The sequence below is a fragment of the Ensifer sp. LBL genome, assembly GCF_050435225.1.
GTDB lineage: Bacteria > Pseudomonadota > Alphaproteobacteria > Rhizobiales > Rhizobiaceae > Ensifer.
This window is the reverse complement of record NZ_JBNDJY010000001.1, coordinates 129,387-146,975: the sequence shown is the minus strand read 5'-3', so window position 1 is coordinate 146,975 and position 17,589 is coordinate 129,387. Positions and strand designations below refer to the sequence as shown.

Genomic DNA, 17,589 nt, shown 5'->3' with positions numbered 1-17,589 from the left:
CGTTTCCCCTGGAAGCGCGGCTTTTTCATGCGCCGCACCCCGCGATATTTCGGCGCGGCAGATGGGGGAAATGACGCAAACCGCACAGCGGATATTGCTCTCTCCGTGCGAGGAAGTTAAAGAACTGCCACCCTTGAGAGGAGCCTCGCACCGATGCCTGAACAGACCAATGACGCCTTCTTCACCCGCTCTCTGGCCGACAGCGATCCGGACATCTTTGGTGCGATCGAGAAGGAGCTGGGTCGCCAGCGCCACGAGATCGAGCTGATCGCCTCCGAGAACATCGTTTCCCGCGCCGTGCTCGAAGCCCAGGGCTCGATCATGACCAACAAATATGCCGAGGGCTACCCGGGCAAGCGCTACTACGGCGGCTGCCAGTTCGTCGACATCGCCGAGGAACTGGCGATCGAGCGCGCCAAGAAGCTCTTCGGCGTCAACTTCGCCAACGTTCAGCCGAACTCCGGTTCGCAGATGAACCAGGCCGTGTTCCTGGCGCTCCTGCAGCCGGGCGACACCTTCATGGGCCTCGACCTCAATTCGGGCGGTCACCTGACGCACGGCTCGCCGGTCAACATGTCCGGCAAGTGGTTCAACGTCGTCTCCTACGGCGTGCGTGAAGACGACCACCTGCTTGACATGGACAACGTCGCCGAGCAGGCGCGCAAGCACAAGCCGAAGCTGATCATCGCCGGCGGCACCGCTTATTCGCGCATCTGGGACTGGAAGCGTTTCCGTGAGATCGCCGATGAAGTCGGCGCCTGGCTGATGGTCGACATGGCGCACATCGCCGGTCTCGTCGCCGGTGGCCAGCATCCGTCGCCGTTCCCGCATTGCCACGTGGCAACGACCACGACGCACAAGTCGCTCCGCGGCCCGCGCGGCGGCATGGTTCTGACCAACGACGAAGATATCGCCAAGAAGATCAACTCGGCCGTCTTCCCGGGCCTCCAGGGCGGTCCGCTGATGCACGTCATCGCTGCGAAGGCTGTCGCCCTCGGCGAAGCGCTGCAGCCGTCGTTCAAGGACTATGCGGCCCAGGTCGTCAAGAACGCCCGCACGCTTGCCGAAACGCTGAAGGCCAATGGCCTCGACATCGTCTCGGGCGGTACGGACAACCACCTGATGCTCGTCGACCTGCGCAAGAAGAACGCAACCGGCAAGCGCGCGGAAGCCGCTCTCGGTCGCGCCTTCATCACCTGCAACAAGAACGGCATCCCGTTCGATCCTGAAAAGCCCTTCGTCACCTCGGGCGTCCGTCTCGGCACGCCGGCCGGCACGACCCGTGGCTTCAAGGAAGCCGAGTTCAAGGAAATCGGCGAGCGGATCGTCGAGGTTCTCGACGGCCTGAAGGTCGCCAACTCCGACGAGGGCAATGCTGCCGTCGAAGCGAGCGTGCGCGATAAGGTCGTCAAGCTGACCGACCGCTTCCCGATGTACGGCTACATGTGATCGGTCGCCCATGCGCTGCCCCTATTGCGGTTCTGAAGACAGTCAGGTGAAGGATTCCCGTCCGGCAGAAGACGGGAATGCCATTCGCCGCCGCCGGATTTGTCCGGATTGCGGAGGTCGTTTCACGACCTTCGAACGGGTGCAGTTGCGTGAGCTGATGATCATCAAGAAAACCGGTCGGAAGGTTCCTTTCGACCGGGACAAGCTTTTGCGCTCCTTCGAGATCGCGCTGCGCAAGCGCCCGGTCGATCGCGACCGCATCGAGCGGGCGGTTTCCGGCATCGTGCGCCGCCTCGAAAGCTCCGGCGAGACCGAGATCCCTTCGGAAGAAATCGGCCTGCAGGTGCTCGAAGCGCTGAAGAGCCTCGATGACGTGGCCTTCGTGCGCTACGCTTCGGTCTATCGCGATTTCTCCCATGCGGAGGATTTCGAGAAGGTCATCACCGAGATCAGCGCTAAGATCGCGCGCGATCCCGGCGAGTAGCTCACGCTGGATAGAGCCATGACAGCGCCCAACCGTGAAGACGAGAGGTTCATGGCCGCGGCGCTGAGGCTGGCTCGCCACCATCTCGGACAGACATCCACTAATCCCTCGGTCGCATGCCTGATCGTCAAGGATGGCGTTATCGTCGGCCGGGCCGTAACCGCACGAAGCGGCCGCCCCCATGCCGAAACCCAGGCACTGACGGAGGCCGGCGAGAAGGCGAGGGGTGCGACCGCCTACGTGACGCTTGAGCCTTGCTCCCATCACGGCAAGACGCCGCCCTGCGCCGATGCGCTCGTCGCCTCCGGCATATCCCGCGTGGTGATTTCGATCCTCGATCCGGACGTGCGGGTCGCAGGGCGCGGCGTCGTGCGCCTGCGCGATGCCGGCATCACCGTCGATATCGGTGTGCTCCCCGAGGACGGGCATCACGCGCTTGAAGCCTACCTCATGCGCCAGGTCAGCCGACGTCCCTATGTGACTCTCAAGCTTGCCGTTTCGGCCGATGGCATGATCGGACGCAAGGGCGAGGGGCAGGTACGCATCACCGGTTCCATCTCCCGTGGTCAAGTACAGATGCTGCGGGCAGAGACCGACGCGATCCTAGTCGGGATCGGCACGGCTGCGGCTGACGATCCGGAATTGACCGTGCGCTTGCCGGGGCTTGAGCATCGCTCGCCGCTGCGCATCGTTCTCGACCGCCGGCTCGACCTGCCGCCTTCCTCCAAGCTCGTGTTAACGGCGCGGGAGGTCCCCGTTATCGTGGTCTCCAGCGATGGTTCCGGCGATGCGGATGCGGACGTCGATGACGGCCGAGCAGCACGTAAGGCGGCCCTGGAGGCCTCCGGTGTCGAGGTGCTCGAAGCCGGTTCGATCGCCGACCTTCTTGCGGCACTCGCTTCCCGCGGCATCTCCTCGCTGATGGTCGAAGGCGGTGCTGTGGCTGCACGCGCCTTTCTCGATGCGGACCTCGTCGACCGTATCCAGCTCTACACCGGACCGGGGACCATTGGCGAAAACGGCATTGCATCCCCATTTGACCGTAAGTCTGTGCCGGCAGGCTTCCGGCGCGTCGCCGAGGCACGGTATGGCGACGATTTGTTCGAGGAATACGAAAGAGAAAACTGATGTTCACAGGCATTGTTACCGATATCGGCACCGTCGACGCCGTCACCCCGCTGAAAGAAGGCATCAAGCTGCGTGTCGCCACGAGCTACGACCCGAAGACCATCGACATGGGTGCCTCGATCGCCCATTCCGGTGTGTGCCTGACGGTGACGGCTTTGCCTGAAGCCGGCAGCAACGAGCGCTGGTTCGAGGTCGAGGCCTGGGAAGAGGCGCTCCGCCTGACGACGATCGCCGGCTGGACGAAGGGCACGCGCATCAATCTCGAACGGTCCTTGAAGATCGGCGACGAACTCGGCGGCCACCTGGTTTCCGGCCATGTCGACGACAAGGCGGAAATTCTGTCTGTGGAGGCGGAAGGCGATGCCGTGCGCTTTCGTCTGCGAGCGCCTGAGCATCTGGCAAAGTTCGTCGCGCCAAAGGGATCGGTCGCGCTCGACGGCACGTCGCTGACAGTCAACAAGGTCGCCGGCGCCGAGTTCGACGTGCTCCTGATCCGTCACTCGCTGGAGGTCACGACCTGGGGCGAGCGTAAGGCCGGCGATTTCGTCAACTTCGAGGTCGACACCATGGCGCGCTACGCGGCGCGTCTCGCGGAGTTCCCGGCGCCAAAGCCGGAGTAAGCCGACTTCCTCTTTTGCCGAATGCACACCGCCCCCAATCGGGGGCGGTGCTGGTTTCGCGAGGCGTTGACACTCAACGCACGTAGAGGGTCAGGCTGCCATCGGCCGCCTGTTCGGCGCCGGCAATGTTGTTCATCTCGACATTCTGCGCCTTCAGCTTGGCTGCAAGCGGCTTGTTGCCTTCGACGGCTGCGTGCAGGGACGAAAGCTGTTGCGGCGTCGCTTCGTTGATCCACGTGCGCGTCTGGCTCGATTCCTTCAGCGTATCCACGTCGACGACGTTGAAGTGATCGCCCTTGAAGTCGCGGACGGTGTGGTCGATTTCGGCCGGCCAGTTCATCGCGGTGCTTGCGGCATAGGAGATGCCGCCGAAGGAGAGGGCGGAGAGAGCAGCGATGACGGAAAGCTTGGCTATGCGGTTCATGGTCATGCTCCTTTGTTTGCCGCAACGAGGCGCAAGCCGGCCCGATACGGGAACGCGGAACCTTGCGGGTTTCCGGGCCGGTGAGGTTCGCCTATGGCGGCGGCCAGCAGGGTTCGTTTGCGGGTGTTGTCACCCGCAAGCAAAAACGCTGGACTGTTTCGACTGATTGGTCGGCGTTTGCTCCCTTCTTGGGGAGGGCGCGTCGTGCCAACGACTAGGAAACTGGGCCGGAATGTGGCCCTTTCCATGGCATTGGCATCGGGAAAACAATTAAAACTTGTTCATGTTTCGGCGTGCGCGCGAGCCCATCTTTCGCCTGTCGCAGCCGCTGCCTTCTGGTGGCGCTCGAACATGATCACGTGGTTGCCGTGATAGGTCGTGCGCCAGAATTCCTTGAAGCCATGCTTCTCGGCGACCCGGATCGAGGCGTGATTGCCGATATCGATGATGCAGGTCTTGCGCAACGTCGGAAACTGGCGGTCGGCCCATTTGAGCGCCGCGCTGACGGCCTCGGTCGCGAGCCCCTTGCCATGCGCTTTCGGTGACAGCGCCCATCCCGTTTCCATCGTCCCTTCGAGCGAAGGCGTGATGGCGCGATGCACGTCGTGGAAACCGGCCTCGCCGAGAAAGGTCCCGGTCTCCCGGTCCTGGATGGCAAAGAAGCCGAAGCCGAAATAGTGCCACATGCCGACCTGGCGCAGGAAGCGGGTCCAGGATTGCTCCCGCGTAAACGGCACCCCGCCGACGTAGCGGATGACCTCGGCATCGCCGAACAGCGCGGAATAGGAGGGGAAATCGTCACGGCGATAGGGGCGCAGGACAAGGCGATCGGTCTCGATGATGGGAACGCTATGCATATTCGATCCTATGCTGTGATGATGTCAGGCACCGGGCTCGCCGTCCCAGTAGTCGACGGCGCTTTCCGGTCGGCCGGTGAAGCTGAACGACCGCTCGCCTTTGGTGCCGCGCGTCCTGGCGAGGAACTTGCCCGAATCCGGGTACTCGCAGATTTCGGTTGCCGCCTTGGTCGAGATCGAAAGGTACTTGAGCGGCACTGTGCCGGTATTGATCAGGTGATGTGCCGTCTCAGGACCGCCCGCAGGCGCGCCCAGAATGTCGCCCGGGCCGACCGCATAACGCTCGCTGCCGAAGCGGTAAGTCCCTTCACCCTCGAGGATAATGAACATTTCTTCTTCGACATGGTGATTGTGAAACGGGCAGCCGGACTTGCCCGGCGGCACTTCACCGTAGCCGATGCCCAGATCCTTGAGGCCGAGCAGCGCGCCGAAGGCGGCGTCGCGGGATTCGAAGAAAGTGCCTTGAGTCCAGTGGTCGAGTTCCAGGTTTTTGGGATTAACGATCGGCTTTTTCGTATCGGTCACATGGTCCTCCCTGGCGCACCGTTGTCGCGGCAACGCTAATACGTTCTATCCGTGTCGCGCGTTCGTCCCGTCGTCAACCTGCGATCGCTAAAATTAGCGACGATGGTTACAGGAATACATCCTAGTGTTGCAATCCATCGGCGAGACCATCTAGGCGCAATCGCGCGATGGTTTCACTAGGGGCTGTGAGGCCGCGTATTGGGGCGAATAAGGCGTAGGGCTGGCCGTCTTCGCCCGTCGGCGGCAGCGCCCTCCGGTGGGACGAATTGGAGGAGCGGCGAAGCTTAGGATGGTGGCTATTGGCGGCCGCCGGACGCGGCAAAAGGCCGTCTGCGGTGGAATTTGCTTGCCATTCGACGCCGGGCGTGGTTTGACCGCCGCCTTGGCCGGTCGCATCCGGCGCTGAATTCTCAAAGACAGGTGATCCATGGCAGAGACCACGGCAGCCCACATCCTGATTGTGGAAGCGCGTTTCTATGACGATATGGCCGATGCTCTGCTCGACGGAGCAAAACATGCGCTGGACGAAGCCGGGGCGACCTATGATATCGTCACGGTTCCGGGTGCTCTCGAAATCCCGCCGGCGATCGCCATGGCGCTCGACGGCGCCGATGAAGGCGGCACCGAATACGACGGTTTCGTTGCCCTTGGCATGGTCATTCGTGGCGAAACCTATCATTTCGACATCGTCGCGAACGAATCCTCGCGCGCGATCATGGATCTTGCGGTGAGCGAGAGCCTCGCGATCGGCAACGGTATCCTGACGGTCGAAAACGACGATCAGGCCTGGGCGCGTGCGCGCCGGTCGGAAGGCGACAAGGGTGGCTTTGCTGCGCGTGCGGCACTGACCATGATTGAACTTAAGAAGAAACTGGGCACGGAAAAGTGACGAAAACCCCCTCGGATCAACCGCTGAAGCAGGTCAACCAGCGCGGTGCAGCACGCCTTGCCGCGGTGCAGGCGCTCTATCAGATGGACATCGGCGGCACCGGTGTCCTCGAAGTGGTTGCTGAATACGAAGCGCATCGCCTCGGACAGGATGTCGATGGCGACACCTACCTGAAGGCCGACCCCTCCTGGTTCCGGTCGATTGTCGCCGGTGTCGTGCGCGACCAGCGCAAGCTTGATCCGTTGATCGGTTCGGCGCTTCAGGACGACTGGGCGTTGTCGCGTCTCGATTCCACCGTGCGCGCCATCCTGCGTGCCGGAACCTTCGAGATGCTTGAGCGCAAGGACGTGCCTGTTCCGGTGATCGTCACGGAATATGTCGAGATCGCCAAGGCCTTCTTCTCGGATGACGAGCCCAAGCTGGTCAATGCCGTCCTCGACCGCATTGCCCGACAGGTCCGCGGCGAACCGAGGAAATAAGGTCGATGGTTGCGGCTGCTGCAGATGACATGGGCAACACCCTTCGCGAAACACGCCGCAACGTTTACCTTCTGACCGCCGCGCAGGCCGTGCTCGGCGTCGTCGGCCCCATCTGCTTTTCGGTCGGCGGTGTCGCCGGCTACCAGATGCTGGCGGAAGACAAGTCGCTGGCCACCGCGCCGCTCACCGCGTTCAATGTCGGCATGGCGCTGGGCGTTGTGCTGGTGGCGGTATTGTCGCGCCTGATCGGCCGCCGTTTCGCCTTCATGAGCGGGACCGCAATCGCGGCCGCCGGGGCAGCGCTCGCCGCCGTCGCACTCTTCCGCGAGAATTTCTGGCTCTTCGCCTTCGCACTCGCGATGCTTGGCTCGTCGAACGGCTTTACACAGAAGCTGCGCTTTGCCGCTGCCGACGCTTCGCCGTCGTTCTACAAGCCCAAGGCAATCTCGCTGATCCTCGGCGGCGGCATCGTTTCGGCCGTTCTCGGTCCGCAGATCGTCATTTTCGCTGGCGACCTGTTCGCGCCGGTTTCCTTTGCCGGGGCTTTCGTCGTCCTGATGCCGATTTGCCTCCTCGCTGCCCTGTTTTTCGCGCCGCTGCGGCTGCCCGAACCGGGCGCAATGGTGAGTGCCCACCACGATCAGTCCGTTCGTCCGCTCGGCGAAATCGTTCGCAGCCAGCGCTTTGCCACCGGCATGATCTGCGGCATTTCCAGCTACGCGCTGATGACCTTCATGATGACCGGCGCGCCCGTCGCCATGGTGATCGGCTGCGGCTTCTCGACCGAACTCGCCACGCTCGGCATCCAGTGGCACGTCCTGGCGATGTTTGCGCCGAGCTTCGTCACCGGCATGCTCATCAGCCGCTTTGGCGCCGAGCGCATCGTCGGTTGCGGCCTGCTCTTGCTTATGGCCTGCGCCGCAGTCGCGCATATGGGCATCGAGCTCTGGAACTTCTGGGGTGCGCTCGTGCTGCTCGGCCTCGGCTGGAACTTCGGCTTCATAGGCTCGACGGCGATCGTCGCCAGCAGCTACCGGCCGCAGGAAGCCGACAAGGTCCAGGCCTTCCACGACATCATCCTGTTCACCACCGTGGCGCTGTCGTCGTTTGCCTCGGGGAAGGTGCTCACCGCCTATGGCTGGGACATGCTGAACGCGGTCGTGTGGCCGGTGACGATCGTTTGCCTTATCCTCCTCTTGCTCCTGAAGCGGGCGCCGCGCAAGGCCGCCGCCTAACGCTCCATTCCCCTGAAATCTAAAGCGAACGAGGCGCCGCCAGTGGCGTTTCTCGGGGCTTGACGATCTCCCGTTGCAACCGCACTCTGGCCGCGCCGTGAGGGGTGCTGCTTGAGGAGGTGGTGCGTGATTCGCGGTTTTGAGGGGCCTGCGGCCGGGAGTGAGTCCGCGGGTTGTAACGGAGGGTAATGCGAAATGACCATTTTATTGGGCGTTATCGCATGCGGGTTGCTCGCGGTGGCTTACGCCATCTGGGCAACACAGTCGGTGCTTGCCGCCGACCAGGGGAACGCCCGCATGCAAGAAATCGCAGGCTACATTCGTGAAGGGGCGCAGGCCTATCTCACGCGTCAATACAAGACCATTGCCATTGTCGGCGTCGTCGTATTCATCGCCGCTTGGGTTCTTCTTTCTCCCGCCGCCGCTTTTGGCTTTCTGATTGGTGCGATCCTTTCGGGTGCCGCGGGTTTCATCGGCATGCACGTTTCGGTGCGGGCCAATGTACGCACGGCCCAGGCTGCTTCCGTCAGCCTTGCCTCCGGTCTCGACATCGCCTTCAAATCCGGCGCAATCACCGGCCTTCTCGTTGCGGGCCTGGCCCTTCTCGGGGTCTCGGTCTACTACGTCGTCCTCACGGCCGGCATGGGGCATGAGCCTGCCTCGCGCGAAGTCATCGATGCCCTGGTCTCGCTCGGTTTCGGCGCATCGCTGATTTCGATCTTCGCCCGTCTCGGCGGTGGCATCTTCACCAAGGGTGCCGACGTCGGCGGCGACCTCGTCGGCAAGGTCGAAGCCGGCATTCCGGAAGACGACCCGCGCAATCCGGCGACCATTGCCGACAACGTCGGCGACAATGTCGGCGACTGCGCCGGCATGGCCGCCGACCTGTTCGAGACCTATGCTGTCTCCATCGTCGCAACCATGGTGCTGGCGGCCATCTTCTTTGCCGGGACGCCGTTGCTCGCAACCGTCATGGTGTATCCGCTGGCAATCTGCGCCGCCTGCATCATCACCTCGATCGTCGGCACCTTCTTCGTGAAGCTGGGTTCCAACAATTCGATCATGGGAGCGCTGTACAGAGGGCTGATCGTCACCGGCGTGCTGTCGATCCTCGGTCTCGGCGCGGCCACATCCTTCACCATCGGATGGGGCTCGATCGGTACCGTCGCCGGCAAGGACATAACCGGCTGGAACCTGTTCATCTGCGGCATTCTCGGGCTGGTGGTCACGGCGCTGATCGTGGTGATCACGGAGTACTATACCGGTACCAACAAGCGGCCGGTGAATTCGATCGCCCAGGCCTCGGTCACCGGCCACGGCACCAACGTCATCCAGGGGCTTGCCGTCTCGCTGGAATCGACCGCGCTGCCGGCCATCGTCATCGTCGGCGGCATCATCGCGACCTACCAGCTCGCCGGCCTCTTCGGCACCGGCATTGCCGTCACCGCCATGCTCGGCATCGCCGGCATGATCGTGGCGCTGGATGCTTTCGGGCCGGTCACGGACAACGCCGGCGGTATCGCGGAGATGTCGCATCTGCCGCCGGAGGTGCGCAAATCCACCGACGCGCTTGACGCGGTTGGCAACACCACCAAGGCCGTCACCAAGGGCTACGCGATCGGTTCCGCCGGTCTCGGCGCGCTGGTGCTTTTCGCCGCCTACTCGAACGACCTCAGCTATTTCGCCGCCAATGGCGACAAATATCCCTACTTCGCCGATGTCGGGCAGATCTCCTTCGACCTCTCCAACCCCTATGTAGTTGCCGGCCTGATCTTCGGCGGCCTCATTCCCTATCTCTTCGGCGGCATTGCAATGACTGCCGTCGGCCGTGCAGCCGGCTCGATCGTCGAGGAGGTTCGCCGGCAGTTTCGCGAGAAGCCCGGCATCATGGCAGGCACGGAACGGCCGGACTATGGCCGCGCCGTCGACCTTCTGACGAAGGCGGCGATCCGTGAAATGGTCATTCCTTCGCTGCTGCCAGTGCTGGCGCCCGTCGTCGTCTATTTCGGCGTGCTGCTGCTCTCGGGCTCGAAGGCCTCGGCCTTCGCAGCGCTCGGTGCCTCTCTGCTCGGTGTCATCGTCAACGGCCTCTTCGTGGCGATCTCGATGACTTCGGGCGGTGGCGCCTGGGACAATGCCAAGAAGAGCTTCGAGGACGGTTTCGTCGACAAGAACGGCGAACGCCATCTGAAGGGCTCCGACGCCCATAAGGCGTCGGTGACCGGCGACACCGTCGGCGACCCCTACAAGGACACGGCCGGTCCGGCCGTGAACCCGGCGATCAAGATCACCAACATCGTGGCGCTGCTGCTTCTGGCAATCCTCGCCTGATCGCATCGCCAAGCAAACAAAAAGGCCCGCGGAACATCGTTCCGCGGGCCTTTTCCTTGGAATGGGGCGGCTTAGTTGCCGAAGTCCTTGAACAGGCTGCGTGCCGCGGCCTGGCCTGCGCCGGGGCCGGTCAACAGCTGGCCGAGGAAGCTTGTTTCCTTGCCGCCTGTCGGCGTCGTGCGGGTCAGCATGTCGAAGACCTTGCCGTCTTTCAGCGTGTAGTGAGCCAGCTGGCTGACGGTGCCTTCCTTGTCGAAATAGACGGCCAGGATCGACTGGTCGACCAGCTGCGGCTTCATGAAGGCGACAGGGCGCTTGCGCGTCTGCGAAATGTAGTAGAACACTTCGTTGTCGAAGGTTGCCGTCGTCGAGGGCGTGCCGAGCGAGAGCAGCACCTGCTCGCGGCTGGAGCCGACCGGAACGAGGTTTAGCGTTTCCTGATCAACCACATAGCCCTGATGGAGAACTTCACCGACATTGGCGGACTGGCAGGCGGAAAGGGTAAAACCGGCGATTGTGGCTACGACCGCCACGCGGCCGAGGGTCTTAAAGTTTTTTCTCAAATACCGCTTCGTCAACGACAGCTCCCCTTGGAGAAACGATGGCAGATCCGCCATTGCAATTCGTGCCTGCTTCGGTAAACCAGCTTCGGCTGTCATGCAACAACGTCATGGGCGCTTGCGCGCATTTCGAGAAAGCCAAGCCCGAGCTTTGTGATGATTTTTGGACTGTTTAAAAGAAAAAGTGGCAACACCGCGATTGTCGAGCGGCAATATGCATTGCTGACGGCGGCCGCACGCCAGCCCTACCTCTACACCGACCTCGATGTGCCGGACACGGTGATGGGCCGGTTCGAGATGCTGTCGGCAACGCTGATCCTCTATTTCCGCCGTACGCGCGCTTCGGCGAGGGCGGGCCAGGAAATCGCCCAGGAGATCATCGATGCCTTTTTCGAGGACGTGGATCATTCGATCCGCGAGCTCGGCGTCGGTGACGCCGGCGTGCCGAAGAAGATGAAGAAGCTGGCCGGCATGTATTACGGCCGGCTCGAATCGTACGCGGCGGCGCTGGAGACGAAGGACGTCGAGGCTCTGGCGGCAGCGCTCAGGCGCAACTTCCACCCGGATGGCGGCGACGCCGCGCCTTCGATGGTGGCGCTTGCTGGCTATCTGCTGGCGGTCGAGGCGCAGCTCGTCGATGTCGCGGAAGACGTCGTCGAAGTCGGCCAGTTGCACATTCCGCCGGCTGGGGCGTAATAGAAAACAAGAGCGTCGCCACCGGCAGCCGGTCGGCGGCTGCATTCGCGATGGGCGCCAGGCAAGCCCGCGCGAGGAAGGATCCAATCATGAAAGACGAAAGCCGGCCGGCCTTTTCTTACCCGGTGAAGGTAGGGCACATTTCGGCGAACGCGGTCAGCGTTCATCTCTCCGCCAATGAACGTGAGCGCAAGGCGCTTGCCGAGCTTTGGAACATCAACGATGTCCTGTCGCTCGAGGCCGACCTGCAGATCGCGCGCTGGAAGAAGGATGGCGTGAAGATCAAGGGCGACGTCAAGGCCCGCATCGTGCAGAGCTGTGTTGTCACGCTTGAGCCGGTCGAAGCCGAAATCAACGAGCTGGTCGAGGCGATCTTCGTGCCCGAGGGATCGCGGCTCGCCCGCCAGGCAAGCAACGACGGCGGCGAGATGGTTCTCGACCCTGACGGCCCCGATATTCCCGATACCTTTATCGGCGACACCATCGACGCCGGCGTTGTCGTCAGCGAGCAGGTTGCGCTTGCGATCGACCCTTATCCCCGTAAGCCCGGCGTGACGTTCGGCGAGCGCATCGAGAGCACATCTGCCGATGACAAGAAGCCGAACCCCTTTGCGGTCCTGAAGGACTGGAAAAAGGACTGAGGTCGCGAAAGCGTCATCTACAATTCGGTTGTCACGCAATGGAAAAGCAGTATTTTGGCCCCAAACCGGCCAGAAGAGCCGCCAAAGCGATCTGCCGCGTGCTTGGCTCAAGCGTCAGAAGCAATATGTTTCGTCAATGCGTTTCCGTTGAGTGCGCCGCGGCGGCACGTGTTGTGTGGCAGAAATAAAGGATAAGACACGCGTGGTCAGAATTTCACTTGACGTGATGGGGGGCGACTATGGTCCTGAAGTCGTCATCCCCGGCGCCGCAAGAGCGCTTGAACGTCATCCGGACATCAAGTTCGTTTTGTTCGGCATCGAAGCGCAGTGCGCGGGCCTCCTTGAAAAATATCCGCAGCTGAAGGCCAACAGCACCTTTTACGACTGCGAGATTGCAGTCGCCATGGACGAGAAGCCGAGCCAGGCGCTTCGCCGTGGTCGCGGCAAGTCGAGCATGTGGAAAGCGATCGACGCGATCAACGCCGGCGAGGCAGACGTCGTCGTCTCCGCCGGCAATACCGGCGCGCTGATGGCCATGTCGGTCTTCTGTCTGCGCACCATGCAGGGAATTCAACGGCCGGCGATCGCCGCCATCTGGCCGACGCTGAAGGGCGAGAGCATCGTGCTCGATGTCGGCGCGACGATCGGTGCGGACGCGCAGCAACTGATGGATTTCGCGCTGATGGGCGGCGCCATGGCGCGCGCGCTGTTCGAGATCGAACGACCGATGGTCGGGTTGCTGAATGTCGGCGTCGAGGAGATCAAGGGACAGGAAGAGGTCAAGGAAGCCGGCCGCCTGATCCGTGAAGCCAATATCGACGGCTTCGACTATTACGGCTTCGTCGAGGGCGACGATATCGGTCGCGGAACGGTCGACGTCGTCGTCACAGAAGGTTTTTCCGGCAATATCGCGCTGAAGGCTGCCGAAGGCACCGCGCGCCAGATCGCCGAATATCTGCGCGCTGCCATGTCGCGCACGCTTCTTGCCAAGCTCGGCTATATCCTGGCGAAGGGCGCCTTCGACCGCCTGCGGGAGAAGATGGACCCGCGCAAGGTCAATGGCGGCGTGTTCCTTGGCCTCAATGGCGTCGTGATCAAGAGCCATGGTGGTGCGGATGCCGAAGGTTTTGCAGCCGCGATCGATGTCGGCTACGACATGGTTAAGAATGGCCTGAAGGCGAAGATCGAGCTCGATCTGGCGAAGTACCATGGCGGCGAGCCGCCACAGGCCCTTTCCGCCGGCATGAATGATGAGGTTTGAATAGATGATCCGTTCCGTCGTTCGCGGTTTCGGCGCGGCTTTGCCGAAACGCGTGGTCACCAATCAGGAGCTGGAATCCAAGGTCGATACGTCCGATGAGTGGATCGTGCAACGCACCGGCATCCGGCAGCGTTACATCGCCGGCGAGGGCGAGACCACGGCTTCGCTCGGCGAAGGTGCCGCGCGCGCAGCACTCGCCAACGCTGGACTTACGCCTGATGACATCGACCTGATCATCCTGGCGACCTCCACCCCGGACAACACGTTCCCGGCAACGGCCGTCAATATCCAGGATCGTCTCGGCATGCGCCATGGCGCGGCCTTCGACATGCAGGCCGTCTGCTCGGGCTTCGTCTATGCGGTCACCACAGCGGATGCCTATATCCGCGGCGGGCTTGCCAAGCGCGTGCTGGTGATCGGCGCGGAGACATTCTCCCGCATTCTCGACTGGACCGACCGCACGACCTGCGTGCTCTTTGGCGACGGCGCCGGCGCCATCATCCTGGAAGCCCAGGAAGGCGAGGGCACCAATGCCGACCGCGGCGTGCTGACGGCGAAGCTTCGCTCCGACGGTGCGCACCGCGACAAGCTCTATGTCGACGGCGGCCCCTCGACCACGGGAACGGTCGGCCATCTGAAGATGGAAGGCCGCGAAGTCTTCAAGCATGCGGTCGGCATGATTACCGACGTCATCGAGGCCGCCTTCGAGGCGACCGGGACGACGGCCGAAGATCTGGATTGGCTGGTCCCGCACCAGGCCAACCGCCGCATCATCGACGGCTCGGCCAAGAAGCTTGGTATCCCTCTCGACAAGGTTGTGGTGACCGTCGATCTGCATGGCAACACCTCTGCAGCCTCCATTCCGCTGGCATTGAATGCGGCGGCGGGCGACGGCCGGATCAAGAAGGGTGACCTTGTCCTGCTCGAGGCCATGGGCGGTGGCTTCACCTGGGGCTCCGTGCTCCTCCGCTGGTAAAGAAATTGCTTAAGCAACAGGCGCTTGACCGCAAAAGGCAAGGGCAATAGTCTTCGGACGCTGATCGGCGTACCAGACGTTGGTGGGGGAAGATGAGCGGAAAAACAGTAACACGGGCGGACTTGGCTGAGTCGGTTTTTCGCAAGGTGGGTCTGTCGAGGACAGAGTCTGCCGAGCTGGTGGAAACCGTCATTGACGAAATATGCAACGCAATCGTGCGTGGCGAGAGTGTGAAGCTGTCCTCTTTCGCGACCTTCCAGGTCCGCGACAAGAACGAACGTATCGGGCGAAACCCGAAAACCGGCGAGGAAGTGCCGATTTCGCCCCGGCGCGTGATGACCTTCAAGGCGTCGAACGTCCTGAAGCAGCGCGTGCTGAAGGCGCATCTGGGCCGCAGGGCCAAGCAGAAACCGGTGTCTCCCGTTTCGTGAACGCCAGACGACAGCCACAAATGTGGTTGAAAACCCATCCATAAGCCGTTGAAATGGAGCCGATTCGTGCCATCATTGGCGCGGTATCGGCTCATTGTCGGCTTTCGAGCCTGAGTCGCATGGCATGGATTGGGAACGATATGGAAAAGAGCCCGGACGCTTTTCGCACCATCAGCGAGGTCGCTGACGATCTCGACCTGCCGCAGCACGTCCTGCGTTTCTGGGAAACCCGCTTCCAGCAGATCAAGCCGATGAAGCGCGGCGGTGGCCGGCGGTACTACCGGCCGGAGGATGTCGACCTTTTGAAGGGCATCCGGCATCTGCTCTACGATCACGGCTATACGATCAAGGGCGTTCAGAAACTCCTGAAGACCAACGGCAACAAGTTCGTCGCGGCGATTGCGAGCGGCGATCTCGCGACCGTCGAGGCGCTTGCGGCCTCCAGCAACGAAGAGCCGGCACCGCCGAAGGCTGGTCTTTCCGAGGAGGATCAGATCGTTGGCCGCGCCAAGGCGCCCGCGAGCCGCCGCTTCTTCTCCTTCGGCGGCAGCAGTGACGACGTGCCCGAGATCTCTCTCGGAAAATCCTCGTCCGTGGGCAAGGAAGATCGCGCCCTGCTGCAGGAGGCGCTCTATGATCTCCTGGAATGCAAGCGGTTGCTCGACCAGGTGCGCTGAGAAAGCCATTTCAGAGGATCGATCAAGGCCGGTTTCGGACGCCCGACTGCGTGTCGGACGAGCCGTCTCGACGCAAGTATCCTGTATACGATCACCAAGGCAGCGCCTCTGCCGTCGGCGCGCTACCCGACGGCGAGGAGCATATGCGCGCCTATCCGCAAGACGTTCGCGCGACCATCTTCAGCAGCGTTTGAAAAAGCGTCAGTAGGAGATGCGGAAGCCGCCGGGGCTCGCCGCGGAGACGTCAGGCTCGGGATAGGGGCCCGTCCACTGCGCATAGGTCGTGTTGGTCGAACCCGAGGTCGCACAGCCGGAGAGCGTGAGAAGCGCAAGCGCGGTGAGGGCCATAAGGGACTTAAGAGGCATGGTTTTCTCCTAGAAGGGGAGACGCTCCAGGCCTCAAGGGCCAGTATCAAACTGTCCCTCAATTCATCCATGATGGCAAGCTCACGTTGCGTTAGGCAGCAAGTTTCGAGCGACGGGATCTCGTTTTGGTGAAGGTTCCGTAGCCGGACGTGCGGTCGGTGTTTTCGTCGCCACGCAGCATCGGACCTTGCAGGCATCCAGTGGCGCGCGGATGGTGGGGGCTTTCTCTGTCCGCAGTCGCGTCGCGGGGGGCGATGCCATGCCGTGAATTTGCGGAATATCCTGTCGGACTTTCGGCTCCCAAGCATACTTTTCCACGCCGTTTGTTCCTTTTTCGATCCAGGCCGCATTTTCCCGCTTGCGCTCTAAGCGTTGGTTATATAGGGGTTTCCTCGGTTCGGAGCGTAGCGCAGCCCGGTAGCGCACTTGACTGGGGGTCAAGGGGTCGTGGGTTCGAATCCCGCCGCTCCGACCATTTTCCTCTTCGGCTTTGATGTCCGAAATCCCCTGAGGAACTTCGTTTTCCCTTCATCTTTTCGATTAGCGACCGATCACTTCGGCGGCCCTGCCGTGAGGGATGGGCGAATAGCGGGTCATTGTCTTGATGGCCTGGCACGATTTGGGGGGCTTAATGCGTGCGGAAACTGATGAATCGGCTTTGGCTTTAAGCGCGTGTTTTGTCGTCACTTCCGTGGACCGCAGGTTTGTCGAGTTCGCCGGAGTGATGTTGCATACGCTGGCTCTGAATGGCGACGTCGACGAGGCCAACGTCATCGTCTTCTGCGACGGACTGACCCCCAAGGATAAATCGCATCTGAGACAGTGCGGCGGGCGCCTGCGCTTAACGCTGTTCGAATTGTCCGAAGAAACGCTTCAGCAATTCGATGGGTTGAAGACCAACAGCAACTGGAGCCGATCGATCTATACCCGGCTTGTCCTACCAGACCTCCTTGGCTGCAAGGAGGGGCGGCTCGTCTATCTCGACGCCGATACGATCGTGGTCGACAGTCTGCGTCCGTTGCTGAACCTGGATATGTCCGGCATGCCGGTGGCCGCTGTCGGCGGCGTTTCCAACCAGGACAATGCGCGTCTGAAGCTTCCAGACGGAACGAGAACGATGAATTCCGGCGTTTTGCTGATCGACATTGTGGAATGGCTGAAGAGGGATCTGTCCAGTCGCTGCCTCGAGATTGTCCGTTCACAGGCCGCAAGGCTGAAATTCTTCGATCAGGACGCATTGAACATCGCTCTCGCTGGACAGTTCGCTTCGCTCGACCGTCGTTGGAATGTGATCCTGCATTCGCATGCCGACGAACCGGCGATCTTCCATTTCACGCACGACAAGCCCAACTCCGTTCGTTGCCAGCACCCGGCGCAGCCCCTGTATTTGCAGTACCGGCAAGCGACGCCTTGGGCGAGCAAGCGTCTCAAGTCGCGCTGGCACAAGCGGATCAGTCGGCTGACGCACTCCGTCCGAAGACTTTTCGAGCGCTGAAACTCGGCCAGCCGGAGTTCTGTCGGCGGCGTCCGCAATCCTGATGTCTCCTTGCCGGCTCCGGT

20 protein-coding genes and 1 tRNA gene are annotated in these 17,589 nt (G+C 62.0%); 16 read left to right on the top strand and 5 right to left on the bottom strand.

Annotated elements, in window-relative coordinates; genetic code table 11:
- Positions 1 to 153 precede the first annotated feature (153 nt).
- From glyA to OKW20_RS00720, 4 genes are read left to right on the top strand one after another with little or no spacing between them, the layout of a single operon-like run.
- A complete protein-coding gene (glyA, locus tag OKW20_RS00735) occupies positions 154 to 1,449 on the top strand; it encodes a serine hydroxymethyltransferase (RefSeq protein ID WP_043611443.1) in 1,296 nt (431 codons plus the stop codon).
- A gap of 10 nt (positions 1,450 to 1,459) precedes the next feature.
- On the top strand, positions 1,460 to 1,933 hold the full coding sequence (gene nrdR / locus OKW20_RS00730; RefSeq protein ID WP_034803756.1) for a transcriptional regulator NrdR: 474 nt from the start codon (positions 1,460 to 1,462) through the stop codon (positions 1,931 to 1,933).
- An 18-nt stretch (positions 1,934 to 1,951) separates the two neighbouring features.
- On the top strand, positions 1,952 to 3,061 hold the full coding sequence (gene ribD, locus OKW20_RS00725) for a bifunctional diaminohydroxyphosphoribosylaminopyrimidine deaminase/5-amino-6-(5-phosphoribosylamino)uracil reductase RibD (RefSeq protein ID WP_429169684.1): 1,110 nt from the start codon (positions 1,952 to 1,954) through the stop codon (positions 3,059 to 3,061).
- Complete coding sequence (locus OKW20_RS00720; protein ID WP_060522164.1) at positions 3,061 to 3,681, top strand: riboflavin synthase; 621 nt, start codon at positions 3,061 to 3,063, stop codon at positions 3,679 to 3,681. Before ribD ends, OKW20_RS00720 begins: the two co-directional genes overlap by 1 nt.
- Positions 3,682 to 3,754: 73 nt before the next feature.
- Here the strand turns inward: OKW20_RS00720 and OKW20_RS00715 are convergent, their stop codons facing one another.
- The 3 genes from OKW20_RS00715 to OKW20_RS00705 all read right to left on the bottom strand — a co-directional run bounded on the left by OKW20_RS00715 (position 3,755) and on the right by OKW20_RS00705 (position 5,487).
- Positions 3,755 to 4,105, bottom strand: a complete 351-nt coding sequence (locus OKW20_RS00715) for a hypothetical protein (protein ID WP_402316457.1) — start codon at positions 4,103 to 4,105, stop codon at positions 3,755 to 3,757.
- A gap of 281 nt (positions 4,106 to 4,386) precedes the next feature.
- Complete coding sequence (locus OKW20_RS00710; RefSeq protein WP_429169682.1) at positions 4,387 to 4,962, bottom strand: GNAT family N-acetyltransferase; 576 nt, start codon at positions 4,960 to 4,962, stop codon at positions 4,387 to 4,389.
- A gap of 24 nt (positions 4,963 to 4,986) precedes the next feature.
- Positions 4,987 to 5,487 carry a cupin domain-containing protein gene (locus tag OKW20_RS00705; protein WP_043611447.1) on the bottom strand — a complete coding sequence of 167 codons (501 nt, stop codon included), beginning with the start codon at positions 5,485 to 5,487 and terminating at the stop codon, positions 4,987 to 4,989.
- 427 nt (positions 5,488 to 5,914) lie between these two features.
- Between OKW20_RS00705 and ribH the strand changes: the two genes are divergently transcribed.
- From ribH to OKW20_RS00685, 4 genes are all read left to right on the top strand, one after another.
- A complete protein-coding gene (gene ribH, locus OKW20_RS00700; protein ID WP_043611448.1) occupies positions 5,915 to 6,376 on the top strand; it encodes a 6,7-dimethyl-8-ribityllumazine synthase in 462 nt (153 codons plus the stop codon).
- A complete protein-coding gene (gene nusB / locus OKW20_RS00695; protein ID WP_043611449.1) occupies positions 6,373 to 6,855 on the top strand; it encodes a transcription antitermination factor NusB in 483 nt (160 codons plus the stop codon). The genes ribH and nusB overlap by 4 nt, the downstream gene beginning before the upstream one ends.
- Before the next feature lie 5 nt (positions 6,856 to 6,860).
- The gene (locus tag OKW20_RS00690) at positions 6,861 to 8,090 is read left to right on the top strand and encodes an MFS transporter (protein ID WP_429169680.1); all 1,230 of its coding nucleotides are present in this window, start codon (positions 6,861 to 6,863) and stop codon (positions 8,088 to 8,090) included.
- 195 nt (positions 8,091 to 8,285) lie between these two features.
- Positions 8,286 to 10,421 carry a sodium-translocating pyrophosphatase gene (locus tag OKW20_RS00685; RefSeq protein WP_043611451.1) on the top strand — a complete coding sequence of 712 codons (2,136 nt, stop codon included), beginning with the start codon at positions 8,286 to 8,288 and terminating at the stop codon, positions 10,419 to 10,421.
- Between the two features lie 71 nt (positions 10,422 to 10,492).
- Here the strand turns inward: OKW20_RS00685 and OKW20_RS00680 are convergent, their stop codons facing one another.
- Positions 10,493 to 10,999 carry an outer membrane protein assembly factor BamE gene (locus OKW20_RS00680; RefSeq protein ID WP_043611497.1) on the bottom strand — a complete coding sequence of 169 codons (507 nt, stop codon included), beginning with the start codon at positions 10,997 to 10,999 and terminating at the stop codon, positions 10,493 to 10,495.
- A 138-nt stretch (positions 11,000 to 11,137) separates the two neighbouring features.
- Between OKW20_RS00680 and OKW20_RS00675 the strand changes: the two genes are divergently transcribed.
- The 6 genes from OKW20_RS00675 (at position 11,138) to OKW20_RS00650 (ending at position 15,663) form a co-directional block, all read left to right on the top strand.
- Positions 11,138 to 11,677 carry a ubiquinol-cytochrome C chaperone family protein gene (locus tag OKW20_RS00675; RefSeq protein ID WP_043611452.1) on the top strand — a complete coding sequence of 180 codons (540 nt, stop codon included), beginning with the start codon at positions 11,138 to 11,140 and terminating at the stop codon, positions 11,675 to 11,677.
- 89 nt (positions 11,678 to 11,766) lie between these two features.
- Positions 11,767 to 12,318, top strand: coding sequence for a YceD family protein (locus OKW20_RS00670; protein WP_429169679.1), 552 nt, complete (start codon positions 11,767 to 11,769; stop codon positions 12,316 to 12,318).
- 202 nt (positions 12,319 to 12,520) lie between these two features.
- Positions 12,521 to 13,579: a phosphate acyltransferase PlsX gene (gene plsX, locus OKW20_RS00665; RefSeq protein WP_429169678.1), complete on the top strand. Its 1,059-nt coding sequence runs from the start codon at positions 12,521 to 12,523 to the stop codon at positions 13,577 to 13,579.
- 4 nt (positions 13,580 to 13,583) lie between these two features.
- Complete coding sequence (locus OKW20_RS00660) at positions 13,584 to 14,555, top strand: beta-ketoacyl-ACP synthase III (protein WP_192447304.1); 972 nt, start codon at positions 13,584 to 13,586, stop codon at positions 14,553 to 14,555.
- A 92-nt stretch (positions 14,556 to 14,647) separates the two neighbouring features.
- Positions 14,648 to 14,986: an integration host factor subunit alpha gene (locus tag OKW20_RS00655; RefSeq protein WP_034803721.1), complete on the top strand. Its 339-nt coding sequence runs from the start codon at positions 14,648 to 14,650 to the stop codon at positions 14,984 to 14,986.
- 140 nt (positions 14,987 to 15,126) lie between these two features.
- Positions 15,127 to 15,663 carry a MerR family transcriptional regulator gene (locus OKW20_RS00650; protein ID WP_034803717.1) on the top strand — a complete coding sequence of 179 codons (537 nt, stop codon included), beginning with the start codon at positions 15,127 to 15,129 and terminating at the stop codon, positions 15,661 to 15,663.
- Between the two features lie 201 nt (positions 15,664 to 15,864).
- Here the strand turns inward: OKW20_RS00650 and OKW20_RS00645 are convergent, their stop codons facing one another.
- Positions 15,865 to 16,029, bottom strand: a complete 165-nt coding sequence (locus tag OKW20_RS00645) for a hypothetical protein (protein ID WP_089043959.1) — start codon at positions 16,027 to 16,029, stop codon at positions 15,865 to 15,867.
- Positions 16,030 to 16,427: 398 nt separating this feature from the next.
- Here OKW20_RS00645 and OKW20_RS00640 point away from each other — a divergent pair.
- Both OKW20_RS00640 and OKW20_RS00635 read left to right on the top strand, forming a co-directional pair.
- Positions 16,428 to 16,504: transfer RNA gene (locus OKW20_RS00640), tRNA-Pro, on the top strand.
- 156 nt (positions 16,505 to 16,660) lie between these two features.
- A complete protein-coding gene (locus OKW20_RS00635) occupies positions 16,661 to 17,524 on the top strand; it encodes a glycosyltransferase family 8 protein (RefSeq protein WP_429169677.1) in 864 nt (287 codons plus the stop codon).
- The last annotated feature ends 65 nt before the right edge of the window (positions 17,525 to 17,589 follow it).